Annotated in this window: 17 protein-coding genes; 9 read left to right on the top strand and 8 right to left on the bottom strand. The window is 71.3% G+C overall.

Going from position 1 to position 16,941, the window contains the following annotated elements:
* Positions 1–37 precede the first annotated feature (37 nt).
* Positions 38–487: a carboxymuconolactone decarboxylase family protein gene (locus AB0O28_RS08965; protein ID WP_363637918.1), complete on the top strand. Its 450-nt coding sequence runs from the start codon at positions 38–40 to the stop codon at positions 485–487.
* A gap of 117 nt (positions 488–604) precedes the next feature.
* Complete coding sequence (locus AB0O28_RS08960) at positions 605–1,366, top strand: phytanoyl-CoA dioxygenase family protein (protein ID WP_363637916.1); 762 nt, start codon at positions 605–607, stop codon at positions 1,364–1,366.
* A gap of 27 nt (positions 1,367–1,393) precedes the next feature.
* Here AB0O28_RS08960 and AB0O28_RS08955 read toward each other — a convergent pair whose 3' ends face one another.
* Positions 1,394–2,203, bottom strand: coding sequence for a metalloregulator ArsR/SmtB family transcription factor (locus tag AB0O28_RS08955; RefSeq protein ID WP_363637914.1), 810 nt, complete (start codon positions 2,201–2,203; stop codon positions 1,394–1,396).
* A gap of 87 nt (positions 2,204–2,290) precedes the next feature.
* On the opposite strand from AB0O28_RS08955, the gene AB0O28_RS08950 reads away from it, so the two are divergent.
* The 4 genes from AB0O28_RS08950 (at position 2,291) to AB0O28_RS08935 (ending at position 5,990) form a co-directional block, all read left to right on the top strand.
* Positions 2,291–3,424 carry a histidine kinase gene (locus AB0O28_RS08950; protein WP_363637912.1) on the top strand — a complete coding sequence of 378 codons (1,134 nt, stop codon included), beginning with the start codon at positions 2,291–2,293 and terminating at the stop codon, positions 3,422–3,424.
* Positions 3,421–4,080, top strand: a complete 660-nt coding sequence (locus AB0O28_RS08945) for a response regulator transcription factor (protein ID WP_363637910.1) — start codon at positions 3,421–3,423, stop codon at positions 4,078–4,080. The genes AB0O28_RS08950 and AB0O28_RS08945 overlap by 4 nt, the downstream gene beginning before the upstream one ends.
* A gap of 108 nt (positions 4,081–4,188) precedes the next feature.
* Positions 4,189–5,634: an alpha/beta fold hydrolase gene (locus tag AB0O28_RS08940; protein WP_363637908.1), complete on the top strand. Its 1,446-nt coding sequence runs from the start codon at positions 4,189–4,191 to the stop codon at positions 5,632–5,634.
* A gap of 176 nt (positions 5,635–5,810) precedes the next feature.
* Positions 5,811–5,990: a hypothetical protein gene (locus tag AB0O28_RS08935; protein WP_363637906.1), complete on the top strand. Its 180-nt coding sequence runs from the start codon at positions 5,811–5,813 to the stop codon at positions 5,988–5,990.
* A 15-nt stretch (positions 5,991–6,005) separates the two neighbouring features.
* Here AB0O28_RS08935 and AB0O28_RS08930 read toward each other — a convergent pair whose 3' ends face one another.
* The 5 genes from AB0O28_RS08930 to AB0O28_RS08910 all read right to left on the bottom strand — a co-directional run bounded on the left by AB0O28_RS08930 (position 6,006) and on the right by AB0O28_RS08910 (position 10,756).
* Positions 6,006–6,923 carry a TIGR03620 family F420-dependent LLM class oxidoreductase gene (locus AB0O28_RS08930; RefSeq protein ID WP_363637904.1) on the bottom strand — a complete coding sequence of 306 codons (918 nt, stop codon included), beginning with the start codon at positions 6,921–6,923 and terminating at the stop codon, positions 6,006–6,008.
* A gap of 103 nt (positions 6,924–7,026) precedes the next feature.
* On the bottom strand, positions 7,027–7,359 hold the full coding sequence (locus tag AB0O28_RS08925) for a metalloregulator ArsR/SmtB family transcription factor (RefSeq protein WP_363637902.1): 333 nt from the start codon (positions 7,357–7,359) through the stop codon (positions 7,027–7,029).
* 58 nt (positions 7,360–7,417) lie between these two features.
* Positions 7,418–8,620 carry an Ig-like domain-containing protein gene (locus AB0O28_RS08920; protein ID WP_363637900.1) on the bottom strand — a complete coding sequence of 401 codons (1,203 nt, stop codon included), beginning with the start codon at positions 8,618–8,620 and terminating at the stop codon, positions 7,418–7,420.
* A gap of 139 nt (positions 8,621–8,759) precedes the next feature.
* The gene (locus AB0O28_RS08915; protein ID WP_363638398.1) at positions 8,760–9,602 is read right to left on the bottom strand and encodes an isocitrate lyase/phosphoenolpyruvate mutase family protein; all 843 of its coding nucleotides are present in this window, start codon (positions 9,600–9,602) and stop codon (positions 8,760–8,762) included.
* Positions 9,603–9,637: 35 nt separating this feature from the next.
* The gene (locus tag AB0O28_RS08910) at positions 9,638–10,756 is read right to left on the bottom strand and encodes a cytochrome P450 (protein WP_363637898.1); all 1,119 of its coding nucleotides are present in this window, start codon (positions 10,754–10,756) and stop codon (positions 9,638–9,640) included.
* A gap of 365 nt (positions 10,757–11,121) precedes the next feature.
* On the opposite strand from AB0O28_RS08910, the gene AB0O28_RS08905 reads away from it, so the two are divergent.
* The gene (locus AB0O28_RS08905; protein WP_363637896.1) at positions 11,122–12,168 is read left to right on the top strand and encodes a hypothetical protein; all 1,047 of its coding nucleotides are present in this window, start codon (positions 11,122–11,124) and stop codon (positions 12,166–12,168) included.
* A 39-nt stretch (positions 12,169–12,207) separates the two neighbouring features.
* Here AB0O28_RS08905 and AB0O28_RS08900 read toward each other — a convergent pair whose 3' ends face one another.
* Complete coding sequence (locus AB0O28_RS08900) at positions 12,208–14,469, bottom strand: ATP-dependent RecD-like DNA helicase (RefSeq protein WP_363637894.1); 2,262 nt, start codon at positions 14,467–14,469, stop codon at positions 12,208–12,210.
* 127 nt (positions 14,470–14,596) lie between these two features.
* Positions 14,597–15,187, bottom strand: a complete 591-nt coding sequence (locus AB0O28_RS08895) for a helix-turn-helix domain-containing protein (protein WP_363637892.1) — start codon at positions 15,185–15,187, stop codon at positions 14,597–14,599.
* A gap of 182 nt (positions 15,188–15,369) precedes the next feature.
* On the opposite strand from AB0O28_RS08895, the gene AB0O28_RS08890 reads away from it, so the two are divergent.
* Both AB0O28_RS08890 and AB0O28_RS08885 read left to right on the top strand, forming a co-directional pair.
* The gene (locus AB0O28_RS08890) at positions 15,370–15,957 is read left to right on the top strand and encodes a hypothetical protein (RefSeq protein WP_363637890.1); all 588 of its coding nucleotides are present in this window, start codon (positions 15,370–15,372) and stop codon (positions 15,955–15,957) included.
* Positions 15,957–16,901, top strand: coding sequence for a chlorophyllase (locus AB0O28_RS08885; RefSeq protein ID WP_363637888.1), 945 nt, complete (start codon positions 15,957–15,959; stop codon positions 16,899–16,901). The genes AB0O28_RS08890 and AB0O28_RS08885 overlap by 1 nt, the downstream gene beginning before the upstream one ends.
* The last annotated feature ends 40 nt before the right edge of the window (positions 16,902–16,941 follow it).

The raw sequence follows: 16,941 nt of genomic DNA, 5'->3' as shown, positions 1-16,941 counted from the left end.
CGGACGGGCCGAGGTAACCGATGAAGGAGCACCACCGATGGAAGCACGTATGAAGAGCCCGGCGAATCCCGACGTGATCGCGGCGATCCAGCAGCTCACCAAGGCTGTGTACGCGGCGGGAGCCGACCCGCTCGTGCTCGAGCTGGTTCACCTGCGCGCCAGCCAGATCAACGGATGCGCCCCGTGCGTGTTCGCGGGGGTCGCGTCGGCGAAGAAGCGCGGGGAGACCGACGAGCGGCTGCACAACGTGGTCGCGTGGCGGGAGACGCCGTTCTTCACCGAGGCGGAGCGGGCGGCGCTCGCGCTGGCCGAGGCCGCCACCCGGATCCAGGACGGCGCGCCGGGCGTGACCGACGAGATCTGGGACGCCGCAGCCACCCACTTCGACGAGAAGCAGATGTCCGCGATCACCCTCAACATCGCAATCACCAACTTCTTCAACCGGATCAACCACACGGTCCGGGAGCAGGCCGGCAAGACCTGGTGAGCCGGGCGGGGCGCCGGCCGCCGTCGCCCTTCCCCGCCGGGGTGGTCGTGGGCGATGACCAGGAGGCGCCGGGTAAATCGATCGACACCCGGCGCCGGAGATCGCTACCGTCCGGCCATGGCTGCAATCACCGATGCCGAACTCGACCGCTTCGTCACCGAGGGCTTCCTCAAGGTGGAGGAGGCGTTCCCGCGCGAGACCGGCGACCGCATCAGGGATCAGCTGTGGCGGCAGATCGAGTTGTCTCCCGACCGGCCGGAGGACTGGACGCAGCCGGTGGTGTGGGCGGTCCCCGACCCGACGGGGCAGGGTCCGTCCGGCGAGGCGATGCGGAGCCCGCGCCTGATCGAGGCGCTGGACCTGGTCGCAGGCAAGGGCGGCTGGGTGCCGCGCGGCACGATCGGCAACACGCCGGTCCGCTTCCCCCACCCCTCCGACGCCGGGGACACCGGCTGGCACATCGACCAGAACGACCCCGGCCCGGCCGGGGCCTGGGGGATCGTCACGCTCAGGTCCCACACGATGCTCGTGCTGGTCCTGCTGTCCGAGGTCGGTCCCGACGACGCGCCGACCCGCATCAGGGCCGGCTCCCACCTCGACACCGTCCGCGTCCTGGAACCGTACGGTGAGCAGGGACTGGAGTTCTTCGCCTCCGGCCCCGTGCTGGACGAGGCGACCGCGCACCGCCCCGAGATCTACGCCACGGGACTGCCCGGCGACGTCTACCTGTGCCACCCGCACCTCGTGCACGCCGCCCAGCCCCACCACGGCACGCGGCCGCGCTTCATGTCCCAGATCCCGATCTCCCTGACCGAGCCGCTGGCCCTCGGCGACGCCACCCCTCTCGCGCGGGCCGTACGGCTCGGGCTCGGCGGCTGACCGGCCGGGGGCGCGGCAGGCGCCGGCTCAGGCGTGCTCGTGCGACATCTCCCACGGCGCCTGCGGGAGGACGTCGCCGGTCTCGAGCAGCGACTTGAGGTTGGCCAGCACGGCCGGCCATCCGTGTGAGATCGCGTCGAGCGCCGTCTGGTCGGCGAGCTTCTCGTGGGTCACGGTGAGGCGGACGATGTCCTGGTGAGGTTCGACCACGAAGGTGACGACCGAGGCTTCTCGCGTCGTTCCGGGTGCGGCGGCGTCGTCGAAGGTGATGGCCAGGCGCGTCGGGGGTGTGGCCTCGATCACCCGGCCGGCGACGTCGACGGCGCCTGACCCGTCGACGCGCCGGTGCTCCCAGGTAGAGCCCGGCCGCCAGTCCGAGACGTTGGCGTGCCCCCAGTAACGCGCTGTCAGGTCCGCGCTCGTCAGCGCCTGCCACACCTGCTCCGCGCTCGCGCGGATGTAGGTGACATAGACGTAGGTCGGCACGGACGCGGGTCCGTCGCTCATGGCGTGCTCCTCTGCCTGATTCTTGATGGCACTGATCGCATGCAGACGGGGCCTGTCGAACTCCGCGATCCATCGCTGCTCGATCTCGTGGATCGGCACGGGATTGAGGTAGTGAAGTCGTTCCCGCCCGCGCCGCACGACGGTGACGAGACTGGCCCGTTCGAGGACGTCGAGATGCTGCGTCGCCGACTGGCGCGCCATGTTCAGGCGTTCGCACAGCTCACGCAGCGTCTGACCGTTGTGCTCGCGCAGACGGTCGAGCAGCAGTCGCCGGGTGGGATCGGCCAGCGCCTTGAAGACCACATCCATCTGCGTCGCGTCGAACGTCACCCCCGAATTATGCAGGCATCTGCCTGCATAATGTCAACGGCGGGCGGAGAGGGCACGGACGTCACGCCCGTCCTCTACGATCCGATCATGGATTGTCCGGCGGTGGTGTTGCCGCGCCTCCGCAGGCAGCACCACACCGACGTTCTGCCGGTGTTGTCCGTCTGGGCGTTCCAGGCGGTGTTCGCCGTCTCCGCCGGTGTGCCCCTGCCCCTGCCCGTTATCGTGATGGCCGACACCGTCGCCTCGGGGACGCTGCTGTGGCGCCGGAAACGGCCCTGCACCGTCGCGGCGATCACGATGGCCTGCCATCTGACGACCATCGTGGCCGGTCACCCGGCCTGGGCCGCCCCGGCCGCACTGTGCGCCCTCTACGCCGCAGGCCGGTACGGCGCACCGCGCCGGGCCTGGATCACGGCGGCGGCGGCCGATCTCGCCGTCACCGTCACCGTCCAGGTGCTCGCCGCCGGCACCCGGCCGCCGGCGGGCACCTTGGGGGCCGTGGCCGCGGTCGGGCTCGGCCATCTGATGCGCTTGCGCCGGGAGTTGAGCGACCGGTCCAGGGCCGAGCAGGCTCGGGAAGCGGTACGCGCCGAGCGCCGCCGGATCGCACGCGAGATGCATGACGTGGTGGCCCATCACATCAGCACGATGAATCTGCTGGTCGGCGCGGCGCGCACGACCATGACCCGGGATCCGGAGCAGGCCGGGGACACGTTGCTGACCGCTGAGCGGACCGGTCGCGAGGCCATGGCGGAGATGCGCCGCCTGCTGCACGTGCTGCGCGCCGACGACGCTCCCGGCGAGCACTCCGCCGGGCACTCCGCCGGGCACGGCGCGGCCGCCCTGCCGGATCTGATCGCCAGAGTCCGGGACGCCGGCCTGCCGGTGGAGATGCGGGTGTGCGGCGATCCGGTGGAGTTGGAGACCGCGACCGACCATGCGCTCTACCGGATCGTGCAGGAGGCGTTGACCAACGTGCGCAAGCACGCGGGCGGTGCACGGGTGAGCGTCCTGATCGCCTACACGTCCGGGCAGGTGGAGGTGACCGTACGCGACGACGGTCACGGCGCGGCCACCGCAGGAGACGGTTCCGGGCTGGCCGGCATGGCTGAGCGGGCGGCGGCCTGCGGCGGGCGGCTGCGGGCCGCACCCCGGCCTGAAGGAGGTTTCGAGGTGCACGCGTCCCTTCCCGCCCCCGCCACGCCGAGGGAGAAGGCATGATCACGACGTTGGTCGTCGACGACCACGCGCTGGTCCGCGCGGGTCTGCGCATGATCCTGGACGCCCAGGACGACATGATCGTGGCGGGCGAGGCCGGCGACGGCCGGGAAGCGGTGCGCCGTGCCCGCGAGTTGCGGCCGGACGTGGTGCTGATGGACCTGCACATGCCGGAAGCCGACGGCATCACCGCCACCAGGACGATCACCACCGAGCTGCCCGGAGTCCGGGTGCTGGCGCTGAGCACCTTCGACCTGGACGAGTACGTCGTCGACGCGCTGCGGGCCGGGGCCTCGGGCTTCCTGGCCAAGGACGCCTCCGCGGAGGACCTGGCCGGAGGCGTCCGCGTGGTGCACCGGGGTGAGGCGGTGGTCGCGCCGCGGCTGCTGACCCGGCTGATCGGCACGTTCGTCCGCGCCGAGCGCCCGCGTTTCGCGACGGCGCCCGGACGGCTGCCCGCCCTGACCGAGCGGGAGCGCCAGGTGCTGGTCCTGATCGCCCGGGGTTGCTCCAACACCGAGATCGGCGACATGCTCGGCGTGACGCCCTCGACCGTGAAGAACCACGTCACCGGCCTGTTCTCCAAGATCGGCGCCCGTGATCGGGCTCAGGCCGTGATCACCGCCTACGAGAGCGGGCTCGTCACTCCCGGCGGTTGACGCCTGGGAGCAGGCTCCCAGACGGGCGCGCCTGCGGACCGCACTCCCAGAACGAAGGGCGTTCCCACGCAGGAGGAACCGGGCGTTTTCGCGGGTCAGGCTGATGGCATGCAGATCACGATGCTCCGCAGATCACCGGCCGGGTGCCTGGCGCTGGTCGCCGTGGCGGGGATGTCCCCGCCGGTCCCGGCACACGCCGCAGCCCCGGCGGCATGGAGGACCTGCCGGGGAGACGACATCCCGCCGGGCATGCAGTGCGCCACGACCACGGTGCCGGTCGACTGGCGGCGCCCGGCCGGACCGGCGATCACACTGAACCTGGCCCGGCTCCCGGCCACCACCCCGGCCCGCCGCATCGGCACCGTGCTCATCGTCCCCGGCGGCCCCGGCGAGGACGGGATCCCGGTGCTCAAGGAATCCACCACCTCGTTCGCGGCCCTGCGCCGGCGGTTCGACGTCGTCGCCTACGACCCGCGGTCCGGCAACGCGATGCGCTCCATCCTGCCGCCGTCGTGCGTACGGCCCGGCCTGAAGGCCGTCTCGGCCGTACGGACCCGCACGCGATACCGCGCCCAGGCCGGCGCCCTGGACGAGGCGGTGCGGCGGTGCCGCGCCGACGACACCACCGGCCTGGTGGACCACCTGGACTCCTTGTCGGTCGCCCGGGACATGGATGCCGTCCGCGAATTCGCGGGCGAGGAGAAGCTGAGCCTGCTGGGCTGGTCCTACGGCGGGGTTCCGGCCACGGCCTACGCCCGGCTGTATCCCCGGCGCGTGCGAGCCATGGTCCTGGACGGCGTGGTCGACCACAGCGGTGGACCGTTCGCGCTGGAACGCTCGATGCTCCCACCCGTGGACCAGTCGCTCACCCGGTTCACCGCCTGGTGCGCGTCCGACAAAGCGTGTGCCCTGCACGGGCGAGACGTCCGCGGGCTCTGGCGCCGGCTCGTCAAAGCCGTCAGCCGGCGTCCGGTCACCGTCACCTCTCCCGGGCTCGGCACGATCACCATGGACGACACGCACCTGAAAATGTTCGGCGGCACCGTGACGCAGCCCGCGGCGTGGCCGGCCCTGGCCGGCGCCCTCGCCAAGGCGGCCGGAGGCGATTTCACCTGGTTCGGCGAGCAGGCGCTGCACAACTCCCAGGCCTGGACGATGCCGGCTTTCATGGCCGCCCGCTGCTCCGACGCCCTGGGCTACCAGGGCTACGACGAGCTCGTCCGCGGACGCCGCCACGCGATGCGGATCTCCGCGGACTTCGGTGGCGGCTCCCTGTGGGAGTCTCTGGTCTGCTCCGGCTGGAAGCAGCCGGTCGCCAACCCGCCTCGCCCGCTGCCGGTCGCGGGGCTGCCGCCGCTGCTCGGCCTGGGCAGTTACACCGACTTCGCCACGACCGAGGCGCTGACCCGCAAGATCCCCGGATCGGTCTCCGTCCGCTACGACGGCCCCGGCCATGTCATGTATCTGGCGGGTCACCGGTGCATGACCGAGCACGCCGACCGCTACCTCACCGACCTGACGCTGCCCCCGGCCGGCAGCGTCTGCCGATCATGACCGCATGACGGTTCGTCCCCGCCTCCCGGCTCCCGGGGGACATCCGGGCTCTCGCGGCGCCCATCAGCGTGGTGCCCGGCGTCGTCATCTCGCCGGGGGCGATGGCGCCGATCCACGCGGGGCCGGAAGCCTCGACATGGCGGTGGCGCGAGCGACGCGGGCGGTAATGTGCGTGCATGTTCCACCGCAAACCCATCGAAGAGCGCATCGCCGAGCGCGTCGCCAAGCGCCCTCCGCTGAAGGAGGGCAAGCACTTCGAGCACCGCCCCGCGCTGATCGTGTTCTGCGTGATCATCGCGCTCGTCGCGCTGAAGATCGTGGGCGCCTTCGCCCTCATGAAGTGGGGCGTCCAGTAGGACCGCAGCCTCTCCTCACGCGGTGGGCCGGACGACGGCTCCCCGGCGCGCGTCACCGGGCAGCAGCGCGTCGCCCAGCAGCCGCCAGTACGGCATCGCGGACCGCCCCGGCTCGATCCCGATGACCTGGATCGCGACGTGGTCGGCGCCGGCGTCGAGGTGGGCGCGGAGCTTGGCCACGATGGTGTCGAGGTCGCCCCAGAACACCAGGTCGTCGACGAGGCGGTCGCTGCCGCCGCCCGTGATCTCCTCGTCCGTGTAACCCAGCCGCCGGAACTTCGCGATGTTGTACGGCGTGTTCAGGTAGGGGTGAAGGTGCTCGCGGGCGGCCGCACGGGCCCTCGCGGGGTCGGCCTCGAACAGCACCGCGTGCTCGACGCCCAGGAACGCGCCGGGCCCGAGGATCTCCCGCGCTCCTGCGGTGTGCGCCACGGTGACGTGATAGGTGAGGGCGCCGGCGGAGCGGTCTCGGGCCAGTTCGAGCATCTTGGGCCCGTACGCCGCGAGAATGCGGCGCAGGGGCGTCTGCGGCAGCGGGTTTGACGTCGTCAGCCCGTCCATCTCGTCGAGGTAGCCGGCCATCGCCGCCAGCGGCGTGACCCCCGGTCGAGGCACGCCGCCGAATCCCAGGCCGACCACGTGCCGCCCGGGGTAGGCGTCGGCCAGGAGCAGCGCGGCGCCGTACGCCCAGGGGGCCTCGCGCGGCCAGATCTGCGCGATGCCGTTGACGACGGTGATCCGCCGCGTGGAGGAGAGCAGGTAGCCGGCGTGCGTGAACGCCTCACGCCCCGCCAGCTCGGGGATCCAGAACGCCGGCCATCCCCGCTCGTCCAGTTCCTGTATCGACTCGCGCATCCGCGCGGCCGGCTGGTGCTCGAAGTCGAAGGTGTAGATCCCGAACCTGCCCAGGTCCAGGCCGTCGAGGTCGCCCATCGGTGATCTCCTCGCGCTCGTCTCCGCTCTGCTCATATCGAACTATCGCAGATTTTCGATATGACGCGCAACGCGAGATCGGCCGACATGGGACGTCGTGGTTCTAGAGCGTCTCTCCCAGAGTGGCGACGAGCTGGGCGATGCGCTGCTCGTCGCGCCTGTAGTGGGTCCACTTGCCCACCCGCGTGGCCTTCACCAGGCCCGCCCGTTGCAGCTCGGCCATATACGCCGACACCGTCGACTGCGCGAGGCCCGCCCTGGCCTGGATGTGGCTCACGCACACGCCGACCTCCGCCGGATCCGCGATCGCCTCCTCCAAGGGGAAGTGACGCTCGGGCTCACGCAGCCACATCAGCAGCTGCAACCGCACCGGGTTCGACAGCGCACGCAACGCGTCGACCAGCCCGGGATCCGGTGAGGTCACGGTCTCCGCCATGAGCCCAGGCTACAGCTCCCCCGCCGATGTTTCGGAATTCCTCGATGCGATCGAGGGATCACGATTCCAGGGCGCTGCCCTGCTTCCACTTGCTGAACGGCATCTGCCAGAAGCCCCAGCCGTTGTCCCACTCCAGGATCCGGCTGGTACCGACGATCTTGACGATGTCGCCCCGGTGGAAGTTGTCGTAGAACCACTTGGCCTGGGAGGGGCTGGCGTTGACGCACCCGTGGCTCACGTTGGCCCGGCCCTGGGACCCGACCGACCACGGCGCGCTGTGGACGTACTCCCCGCTGTTGGAGATGCGCACCGCGTGGTTGACGACCTCCTTGTAGTACCCGGGGTCGCCCTCCTTCTTGCCCGGCGAGATCATCGTGACCGGGTTGCCTCGTTCCATGGTCAGGTGGATGCCGCTGGTGGTGGTGTACTCGCGGGTGTCCCCCTTGCCGGCGCTGATCTTCATGGTCTGCACGACCTTGCCGTCCCGCCGGACCACCATCATGTGGGTCCTGGTGCTGACCGAGCTGATCCAGGCCGCGCCGATCTTGATAGTCGTGCTGTGGTCCTCGAGGCCGTAGGTGTTCGGCCCGGCCTTCACGCCGGTAAGGTGCGCGGTGAACTTCACCTTCTGGTGCGCGGGCCAGTACTTGGCCGTCCGGTAGATCACGTATTTGTCGTCGACCCACCGCCAGGCGCCCTTGACCGGCTTCTCCGCGTCCACCTCCAGGGCCTGCTCCACGGCGGCCTTGTCCTGCACCGGCGCGTTGAACCGCACCATGATCGGCATGCCGATGCCGACCGTCTCGCCCTTGATCCCGGGGGTGACGTCCACGACCTCCAGTCCGACCTTTGGCTTGAGCGTGGTGAAGCTGCTGGTCGCGGTCGCCGGGCCGCCCTTGCCGGTGGCCTTGGCCGACACGGTGTACTTGGCGGAGGGCTTGAGCGGCTCCTTGGAGGTCCACTTGGTGTGGGTGGGGTCGAACTCGCCCTCGACCTTCTTGCCGCCCGCCTGGACGGTGACCTCCTCCAGCTCGCCGTCGGCGGCCGTGACGATCACGGTCTTGTCGGGACGCACCTTCGCGCTGCCCGTCGCCGGGCTGATCGCGATCTTGGGGGCCGGGACGGCGGGCGCGGCGTCACCGGAACCCCCGCCCGCCGAACCTGGCGCGTCCGACCCGCCGGAGCATGCCGACAGAGCCGCGGTCAGCACCACGGCGACTCCGGCGATCGGCCACCTCGAACGACTTCCAGTGCTCAGCACAACTACTCCCCCATGAGCGCGAAGGGCACCATAAGACCTTATTCGGGGTTGCCTCTTATGTTGGCATTTTCTCCTGTGCTTAGGTCACATTTCGGTCGCTTCTCCGGTGGACTCGTCTGAGAAGACGGTAAGGTGCAGGTCAAGACTGATCAAGCACCGAGTCAGCGTCCGCCGCGACGAGGGCCTGCACATCCGCGTACGACGGAAGGCCGGCGGGGATCTCTTCGCCCGCGGCGACCGCCCGGGCGGTCTGTGTCACCGCGTGCAGGGCGGCCCGCAGCAGCAGCGACCCGGTGCTGATCCGGCGGACGCCGAGCGCGGCCAGACCGGCGACCGTGTGGCGGCCGGGCAGGAAAAGCACGTTGAGCGGCAGGTCGACCGCGTCCACCAGCGCCCGCACGTCGTCGGCCTCGGCGACGCCCGGGACGAACACCCCGTCGGCTCCGGCCTCGGCGAAGGCCCGCAGCCGGGCGAGGGTCGCATCCCGATCCCCTGCGCCCAGCCAGTAGGTGTCGGTGCGGGCGTTGACGAACAGGCCGGGCGCCCTCGACTTGACGGCCGCGATCGTCTCGCACCGCTCGCCGAGGTCGGCGAGCGTCCCGTCCGGCCGGCCGTCCTCGACGTTGACGCCGGCCACGCCCATGCGGGCCAGTTCGGCGGCGATCTCCGCCACCCCCTGCGGCGTGTCCGCGAAGCCGCCCTCGATGTCCACCGACACCAGGCACGGCAGCCCGGTCAGCCGCCGGGCCAGCGCCAGCGTCTCCGCCGCGGTGTCGCCGGTCGCGTCGGGCTTGCCCGCCGCCGCGGCGACACCGAGGCTCGTGGTGCCGATCGCGGCGAACCCGGCGGCGGCCAGGACGGCCGCCGAGGCGTGATCCCACGCGTTGGGCAGCACCAGAGGGCGCTGGGCATAGTGCAGAGCACGAAAATCGGCAGCGTGCGGAGCGCGGGAGTCGGCAGCGTGCGGAGCACGGGAATCCACGGGGTGCGGAGCAGGGAACGTCTCGGCGTGTGTGCTCATCGAGGTCCTTCCGCACTCTCGCGGGTCCTGCAGTTCGTTGGGGCCTGCAGTCTCTCGGGGTCCTGCAGGCAGAGCCGGGCGGGCACGCGCAGGTTCGGCGACGGCTCGTACGGGATCTCGGGGTCGGCGAGCCGGTGGCCGAGAGCGGCCTCCACGATTCCCGCCGCGAGGGCGAGCGCGGCCCGCTCTCCCGGGCAGGGCCTGAGCCCGTCGCCGAAGCCCAGGTGGCCGCCGCCTCCGCCGCGGCCCTGCCGGAAGCGGGCAGGGTCGAAACGCGAAGGGTCGAAACGGTGCGGGTCGGGGAAGACCTCGGGATCCCGCTTGGCCGCCGCCAGGTCCAGCACGAGGACGGCCCCCGCGGGCACGGGAACCGTTCCGGCCATGGCGTCCTCGGCGGCCACGCGGCGCGTGAGCCGTACGGGCGGGTCCCACCGCAGGGTCTCGGCCAGCAGCACCTCGACCGGCCACCGCAGGGCCGGGTCGGCGGGCATGCGGGTCACGGCGGCGAGGGCGTTGCCCACCAGGCCGGCGGTGGCGTCGCACGCCTGGATCAGCACCCCGGCGACGGCGGCCAGCAGGCCGGGCTCGGGCGCTTCCCCTTCGCCCAGCGCGACTCCCAGGGCGGCCCCCAGCACGCCCACCGCCGCGTCGGCGGCGTCCCCGGTGGGCGAGGCGTCGGCGGCGAGTGGGAGGTGATAGGCGGCGGCCATGGCCGTCACCGCGGCGACCACCTCCTCCCTCCACTCTTCGGGGACGCCGAGCCGTGTGGCGAGGACGCCGACCGGGACGCGGCGGGCGATCCTCGTCATCACCTCGACGCGCGCCTGGCCCGCCAGTTCGGCGCGCGTCCTGTCATACGCTTCGCGGCGCAGCCGTGCGGGGTCGAGGGCGTCGAGCAGCCCCACGGCACGTGCGCGGCGGCGGGTGTGCTCGGCGCCGTTGCTGAACCTGCTGACCGCTCCGCGTAGCCAGGCCATCCCCGTTCCCGGTCGTACGGCGACCGGCTGGGCGGCGGGGGCGGCCGGGACGAGGAAGCGGGGATCGGCGAGCACGGCGCGCACATCCGCGTGCCGCGTGAGCCGCCGGTCCTGCCCGGCAGGCGGATCTGCTGTCATCGGTGGCCGGGGGCGCGTGAAGGCGGCCCCGTTCCTCCCTTCCGTGGTGGTCGCCGTCTCCCCGGCACGCTAGGGCCTCGACCTTTCGGTTCCGGTCAAATCATGAACGTTTCAGGCTTATGCGTCCGGTGCGCGGCCTGTGGGTGTTTGGGCCTTTTCAACGATCGCCGGGCGGGTTATCACAGGGCGAGAGGGCGAATGTGATCTCCTGCCTTCCGAGCGTGATCCACGGCTCCACCGACGTACGGGTTCCACGCGCCGGGTCACCGGCGTCGACATCTGCACGCCCGCTGGGCACCACTGCGATGGAGGACGGCATGCGCCTGTTACGAACCGTGGTCACTCGATTACTACTGTTGTGTGCGATGGTCGCCGCAGGCGCCACCGCCGGGGTGGGGGCCGCGAACGCGGCGGTTCCCGATGTGTGGGGCTTCGCCTACGTCGACGTCACCTCCGGGGTGCCGAACCTGGCCTACCAGGCGGGCAGCTGGGCGCCCGGGCCGACGGTCAGCGTCTCGCCCGGCGGCACGGGCGAGGTCTTCGTGCGGTTCCCGAAGATCGGCATCCCCAAGGGGGGGATCGCGCACGTGACCGCGATCTCGCAGTCGGCCGAGTGGTGCCAGATCGAGAAGTGGGGGCAGGCCGGCTCCGACGAGATCGTGGCGGTGCGCTGCTACAAGTACGGCGGAACCCCCGTCTACGCGCGCTTCTCGATCGTCTTCGCCAGCAGCAGCGGGGCGCTGGCCTCGGCGACGCAGGCGTACGGCTACGTCTACTGGGACGGTGCGTCCATCGCCTCCGACTACAACTCCGCGCTCGGCGTGAACGCCGTCTTCCCCAACACCACCGGAGACTGGACCGTCTGGCTGCCCGGGCTCGGCTCCGCCGTGCAGGCCGGGAACATCCAGGTCACCGCGGTCGACTCGGGCAAGCCGGCGCGGTGCAAGGTGGGCGCCTGGAGCTGGGCGGCGTCGGGGCAGAAGATCCAGGTGCTCTGCCATGACGTGGCCGACAAGCCGTACGACACCGGCTGGACCCTCACCTACCAGCGCGAGCGGGCGATCACCGGGGCCTTCGCGCCGCCGAAGCTGTTCGCCTACACCTTCGACAACACCCCGGCCAACCCCGGGCCGTACGCGCCGGTGCCTCCCGGGATCAACTACAACTCCCAGAGTGGGGTCAACACGGTGCGGACGGCCGGGACCGGCATGCGCCTGGTGTACTTCCCCAGGGTCGGGTCGCCGCCCAACAACGTGCAGGTGACGGCGTACGGTCCCGGGCCGGAGTACTGCAACCTGCTCACGCTGTGGACGACCTCCGGCGCCGACGTCTACGTGCGTGACGTCGTCTGCTACAAGGGCACCACCCAGGTCGACCAGCCGTCGTTCGTGACCTACGTCTCCAAGTACTGACGCGGGCCGGGGCGGGCGCGCCGGCCAGGGCACGAAAGTTCAGGGCACGCGGAGGCGGTGGGTCAGCCCCGTGTGGCGGCGGCCCGCCCCTCTCGTGCGCACCGCCTGGCCGAGCGCCCGCCGTGATCCGACGATGACCACGAGCTTCTTGGCCCGGGTGATGGCGGTGTAGAGCAGGTTGCGCTGCAGCATCATCCAGGCGCTGGTGGCCAGCGGGATGACCACGGCCGGATACTCGCTGCCCTGGGAGCGGTGGATGCTGACCGCGTAGGCGTGGGCGAGTTCGTCGAGCTCGTCGAAGGAGTAGTCGATGTTCTCGTCCTCGTCGGTCAGCACGGTCAGCTTGCTCTCCTCGGGGGTGATGGCGGTGACCACGCCGACCGTGCCGTTGAACACCCCCGCGGCGCCCTTGTCGTAGTTGTTGCGCAGCTGGGTGACCTTGTCTCCGACGCGGAAGACCCGGCCGCCGTACCGTCGCTCCGGCATGCCCTCGCGGGCGGGGGTCAGCGCCTCCTGCAGGGCGGTGTTGAGCGCGCCGGCGCCGGCCGCGCCGCGGTGCATGGGCGCGAGCACCTGCACGTCCCTGCGCGGGTTGAGCCCGAACTTGCTCGGGATGCGCCGGGCCACCACGTCCACGGTCAGGGCGGCGATCTCCTCGGGTTCCTCGCAGGGGAACAGGAAGAAGTCGGGGAACTCCCGCACCAGGGGGTGCTGCCCGGTGTTGACGCGGTGGGCGTTGACGACCACGCCCGACTCCTGCGCCTGGCGGAAGATCTGCGTCAGGCGCACCCGGGGGATGTCGGGGGCGGCCAGCAGGTCGCGCAGCACCTCTCCGGCTCCGACCGAGGGAAGCTGGTCGACGTCGCCGACGAACAGCAGGTGCGCTCCCGGGGCCACGGCCTTGGCGAGCTTGTTGGCCAGCAGCAGGTCGAGCATGGACGCCTCGTCCACCACGACCAGGTCGGCGTCGAGGGGGTTGTCGCGGTCGAAGGTGGCGTCACCGCCGGGGCGCAGCTGGAGCAGCCGGTGCACGGTGGTGGCCTCGTGGCCGGTCAGCTCCGCCAGCCGCTTGGCCGCCCGGCCGGTCGGGGCGGCGAGGATGACCTTGGCCCGCTTCGCGCGGGCGAGGGTCACCACCGAGCGCACGGTGAAGCTCTTGCCGCAGCCGGGACCGCCGGTGAGCACGGCGACCTTTTCGGTCAGCGCGAGCCGTACGGCCTGGGCCTGCTCGGGCGCGAGCTCGGCGCCGGTCCGGCCGCGCAGCCAGTCGAGGGCGGCGGGCCAGTCCACGTCGGTGAACGCCCCGAGCCGGTCGCGGCCGGAGGTCAGCAGAGTGCGCAGCGTGCCGGCCAGCGACAGCTCGGCGCGGTGGAAGGGGACGAGGTAGATCGCGGGTACGGTGCCCTCGTTCGCGCTGTCGTCGCCGTTCTGCGCGCCGTTTCCCCTGGCCGGGACCTCCTCGCGGACCACGCCCTCCTCGGCGACCAGTTCCTCCAGGCACGAGCTGGTCAGGTCGGGCGGCACCTCCAGGATCTTGACGGCGTCGGCGACCAGGTTGGGAGCGGGCAGGAAGCAGTGGCCGTCGTCGGCGGCCTGCGACAGCGTGTAGCGAAGCCCGGCCTTGACCCGCTCGGGGCTGTCATGCGGGATGCCGACGGCCTGCGCGATGGTGTCGGCGGTCTTGAACCCGATGCCCCACACGTCGTCGGCGAGGCGGTAGGGCTCCTTGCGGACCACGTCGATGGATTCCTCGCCGTACTGCTTGAAGATGCGTACGGCGATCGAGGTGGACACGCCCACGCCCTGAAGGAAGATCATCACCTCTTTGATGATCTTCTGTTCCTCCCAGGCGGCGGCGATCATCTTGGTCCGTTTGGGGCCGAGTCCGGGGACCTCGACCAAGCGCTTGGGCTCCTCCTCGATCACCCGCAGGGTGTCGGTGCCGAAATGGTCCACGATCCGCTCGGCCATCTTCGGGCCGATGCCCTTGATGAGACCGGAGCCGAGGTAGCGCTGGATGCCCTGGATCGTCGCCGGCAGGACCGTGGTGTACGACCAGACCTCGAACTGCCTGCCGTACTTGGGGTGGGAGCCCCAGCGGCCGGTGAGCCGCAGCGACTCCCCCACCTGCGCCCCGAGCAGCGGCCCGACGACGGTCAGCAGCTCGGTGCCCGACCGTTCGGTGGCGACCCTTGCGATGGTGTAGCCGGTCTCCTCGTTGGCGTAGGTGATCCGCTCGAGCACGGCGTCCAGCTGCACGCCGGGCGGCCTGCCCGCGGCGCCTTCGGGAGCATTGGTCATGGACCGCATTGTCCCCCACACGACGGCACGCGCCCGCCGCCCGGCACCGCCGTCGCCTCGTACGCGGCGGCGGGCATGCGACGCCGGGCGGCAGGCACGGCGCGGGATCTCGCCGCACCGCGGCGGACTACCGCGGCACGCGCAGTCCCGCGATGAGGAGCCCGACCATCCGGCGCGCGTCATAGCGGGGATCGCTGTCCGCGCCGATGCAGAGGTTCCCGACGCCGCGCATGAGCTCGATGGCCTCGATGCCGGAGCGGATCTCCCCCGAACCGGCCGCGGCGTCGAGCAGCCGGGCGCACACGGGCACGAGCCGGTCGAGGAAGTAGGCGTGCAGCGTGTCGAAACCGGCACTGTCGGAGCGGAGCGCGGCCGCCAGTCCGTGCTTGGTGACCAGGAAGTCGACGAACAGGTCGATCCATTGCCGTAGCGCGGTGTAGGGGGTCGCGCCGGCCGTAAGCAGGGCCGGCCCGGCCTCGGCGCAGGCCTCGACCTGGTGCCTGTAGACGGCGATGATGAGGTCCGCCCTCGTCGGGAAGTGGCGATAGATCGTGGCCGTCCCGACGCCGGCCTTGGCCGCGATGTCGCGCACCGGCGCGTCGACGCCCGAGGTGACGAAGACCGCGGCGGCCGCGTCGAGCAGGGCCTTCTCGTTGCGCCGGGCGTCCGCCCGTTTGGGCCGGACCGCGTCCCCGGTGCGCCGGTCGCTGTCGTTCATCGCGTCGTTCCCTCCGTCGCCGGACTTGCTAAACGGGACATGGTTCCGTATGTTCAAACGGGACACCGTCCCGATTTCTTATCCTGCCAGATCAGCGGGCCGGCCACCAGGCCATGTGGCACCGTTCCCGCCCCGGCGCACCTCCCCCGGCACTCCGGCACGGAAAGGACCGACGCCCCCCGATGCCCACCACCACATCCCCGCCCCGCTTCGGGATCATGACCGCTCCGCAACAGGTCGGCTACCACGACGTCCTGCGCGTCTGGCGCGAAGCGGACACGATCCCCGAAATCGAGCACGCGTGGCTGTTCGATCACCTCATGCCGATCGCCGGCGACCTCGACGGGCCCGTCCACGAAGGCTGGACTCTGCCGGCGGCCCTCGCTGCGCGGACCCGGCGGTTGCGCCTCGGCGTGCTCGTGACCAGCAACCGCTTCCGGCCGCCCGCCGGCCCGACGCTGCGCGTGGCCGCCGAGCACGCCGACCTCTGGAACATCCCCGGTGGCGACATCGACGACGTCGTCAGCCGCAGCGCGCTGCTGGACCGCTACTGCGCCGAGATCGGCCGCGACCCCGCCTCCGTCACCCGCTCGATCCACCTGCCCGTCTCCTACGACCGGCCCGGCCCGGTGCGTGACGCGATCGGCGAAGCGATCGACGCCGGCTTCCGGCACATCGTCCTTGGACTTCCGGCGCCCTACCCCGCCGGCGTGGCGCGGTGGATCGCCGACGAACTCATCCTCCGAACAGTTGAAAGGAAGGCCCCTTGATGAACGAGCCCGCCATGACGATCAGGGACGTGGCCGCCGGCGCGCCCACTCCGGTCATCTCGGTGAAACCGGTGGTGCTGCCGGCCCCGGGCCGCGGCGATGACCTGCACGTACGGGTGTCCGCCCCGGCGACAGGACGGGACCTGCCGGTCATCGTCTTCTCACACGGCTTCGGCGAGTCGTCGAACGGCTACGCCCCCCTGGTCGACTTCTGGGCCGCTCACGGCTTCGTGGTGATCCAGCCCACCCACCTCGACTCGCGGACGCTGGACCTCCCTCCCGACGATCCCCGGACGCCGTCGATCTGGCGGTCGCGGGTCGAGGACCTCAAGCGCGTACTCGACCGGCTCGACCTCGCGGAAGACGCCGTTCCCGGCCTGAACGGGCGTCTCGACCGCGGCCGCATCGCCGTGGCCGGGCACTCCTGGGGCGCCCAGACGGCGAGCATGCTGCTGGGCGCGCGGGTCCTCGGTCCCGACGGCGAGGCGGGACAGGACATGTCCGACTCGCGGATCAAGGCGGGTGTGCTGCTCGCCGTGCCCGGCAGGGGCGGTGCGGACCTGACCCCGTTCGCCGCCGAGCATTTCCCGTTCATGAACCCGGGCTTCACGGAGATGACCACCCCGGCCCTCGTGGTCGCGGGAGATCACGACCAGTCCCTGCTGTCCGTCCGGGGACCCGACTGGTTCACCGACGCGTACTTCATGAGCCCGGGCGGCAAAAGCCTGCTCACACTGTTCGGTGCGGAGCACTCGCTCGGCGGGATCTCCGGATACACCGTCACGGAGACGACGGACGAGAACCCCGAACGGGTCGCGCTGCTTCAGCGGCTCACGTGGGCCTACCTCCGCGACGCGCTGGGTCTTGACAATGTCGCCTGGTCGGTGGCGCGCGCGGCTCTGGCGCAGGGCGCCGATCCCCTGGGCCGGCTCGAATCCCGATAGCCGGATGGCGGCGTCCAAGTAACTTGCATTAGCTAAGTTA

It is taken from the genome of Microbispora sp. NPDC088329, from assembly GCF_040685655.1.
GTDB lineage: Bacteria > Actinomycetota > Actinomycetes > Streptosporangiales > Streptosporangiaceae > Microbispora.
The sequence above is the reverse complement of the archived record's forward strand: the minus strand, read 5'-3'. Positions and strand labels throughout refer to the sequence as shown.